This window comes from Streptomyces sp. WAC05292, assembly GCF_003949955.1.
Taxonomy (GTDB): domain Bacteria; phylum Actinomycetota; class Actinomycetes; order Streptomycetales; family Streptomycetaceae; genus Streptomyces; species Streptomyces globosus.
The window spans coordinates 1-1794 of record NZ_RPSE01000678.1 but is presented as its reverse complement, the minus strand read 5'-3'; the positions used below and the strand labels follow the sequence as shown (position 1 = coordinate 1794).

General features: G+C 75.4%; 3 protein-coding genes. 1 reads left to right on the top strand and 2 read right to left on the bottom strand.

Annotation, left to right across the window (positions count from 1 at the left end; translation table 11 throughout):
- Nucleotides 1–102 precede the first annotated feature (102 nt).
- Nucleotides 103–366 (bottom strand): DUF6158 family protein, encoded by a 264-nt coding sequence (locus tag EF903_RS32310; RefSeq protein WP_125548502.1) that lies wholly within the window; start codon nucleotides 364–366, stop codon nucleotides 103–105.
- Between the two features lie 73 nt (nucleotides 367–439).
- On the bottom strand, nucleotides 440–1348 hold the full coding sequence (locus tag EF903_RS32305; RefSeq protein WP_125548501.1) for a LysR family transcriptional regulator: 909 nt from the start codon (nucleotides 1346–1348) through the stop codon (nucleotides 440–442).
- 176 nt (nucleotides 1349–1524) lie between these two features.
- On the opposite strand from EF903_RS32305, the gene EF903_RS32300 reads away from it, so the two are divergent.
- Nucleotides 1525–1794 (top strand): DUF6817 domain-containing protein (locus tag EF903_RS32300; RefSeq protein WP_399422186.1); only part of this gene is annotated, 270 nt, incomplete at its 3' end.

The following is a 1794-nucleotide window of genomic DNA, read 5'->3' as shown; positions in this document are numbered from 1 at the left end:
GCCGGGAAGCCCCCAGCCCGCCTCCGATCCCGAGTCGTCGGCTCCCGCACCCCCGCGCCCCGCTCCCCCGCCACCTCTTCGACGCCGAGCCCGCCGAAACCCCTACGTGTCCCCCGGCGTCTCCTCGTCGCTGGCCCTGCGGGCGCGGGCGCCCGAGCGGGTGCGGGAGGCCGTTTGGGCGCGTTGCGGGTGGCGGCGTACGTATTCGTGTTCCAGTTCGTTCATGCGCTGCGTGTGGGTGACCAGCGCGTCGTCCGATCCGTGCAGCAGTGTTTCGTGGCGGGTGCGGTGGATCGCCTCCAGCTCCTTCAGGAGCCTGCCCTCCTCCAGGTCTCGCGCCGACGGGCCGCCGTCGTGTGCCGCCATGGCCGCACCACCTCCTGAATCGGCCGGTTCCTCCATCATCGCCCGTGGTGCCGCATTCGGCTGGGTGGACGCGCTACCGCGCGCGTGCGGCTCTCGCGCGGCACGTGCGGGCCACGTCGTCGGCGAAGAGGCGGGCCGGCGGGGACAGGGCGGACCAGCGGCGGACCGCCCAGCCGACCGGGAGGGGCGGCAGGTCGGGGACGGGGACGAGGCGCAGCGGGCCGTCCGTGCCCGGGACCTGCCAGCCGGGCAGGGCGGGGACGACGGCGTGGCCGAGGCCGAGCTCGGCGAGGAGCAGGGCCGTGTCCCAGTCGGCGACGCTGGTGTCCGAGCGGATCGTGACGGCGGCCTGCGCCAGCGCGGTGTCGAGGTGGGCGCGGGAGGTCGAGTTCTCCGGCAGCCGGATGTGGCGGATGCCGGCGAGGTCGGCGGGGGCGAGGTGCGGGCGGGCGGCGAGGGGGTCGTCGGCGCAGACGGCGAGTACCCACGGCAGCTCCATGACCGGCCGCTGCTCGATGCCGCGGACCGGTTCGCCGATCGTGATCCAGGCGAGGTCGAGGTCGTCGGCGGCGAGGGCGTCGAAGCAGCTGCGGCTGGAATCGGCGGTGCGGAACTCCAGGCTGATGTGCGGGTGGCGGCGGCGGAAGCCGACGACCGCTTCCGACATGAAGTGCCGGACGGTCGTGGCGCCGGTGGTGATGCGCACTGAGCCGGCGTCGCCGCGGACCAGGTCTTCCAGGCGGCGCAGGGCGCCGTCGAGGCCGGCGATGCCGTCGGCGGCGGCCGCCAGGAGGATGCGGCCGGCCTCGGTGGGGGCGACGCCGCGGGCGTGGCGTTCGAGCAGGCTGGTGCCGGTCTCCCGTTCCAGGCGGCGGACGTGCTGGCTGACGGCGGACTGGGTGCGGTCGAGGTCGCGGGCGACGGCGCTGAGGCTGCCGGCCCGGCACACGGCGACGAAGACGCGGAGGTCGTCGAGGGTCATGCGGGGAGAGTAGCCGGAGGCCTTAGGCAGGGCTTGGGGGTGGGAAGGAATTCGGAGGATTGACTTGGGTCTGCGCGCGCGAGCAAGATCCCTCGTGGGGGGATTCAAGGGCGGCAACCCTGCCTCGGCATCGGAATGCGGGGGCGGGTGCCGACCCGTGAGGACGGGAGTCGGCGATGGGCGATCTGCGGGAGGAGCGGGCGCTGGCGCTGTTGCGCGGGCTTGGCGCGGAGCGGGTCGCGCATCCCGGCGGGACGCTGCTGGCGCACCTGGGGCGGGTCCGCGATCTGCTCGGCGCGTGGGGGGCCCGGCCCGATCTGCGGCTCGCCGGCCTGTGCCATGCGGTGTACGGGACGGACGGCTTCCCGGTGGCGCTGCTGCCGGTGGGGCGGCGGGCCGAGGGGGCGGGGGCCGTCGGCGTGGAGGCGGAGCGCCTTGCGTACGTG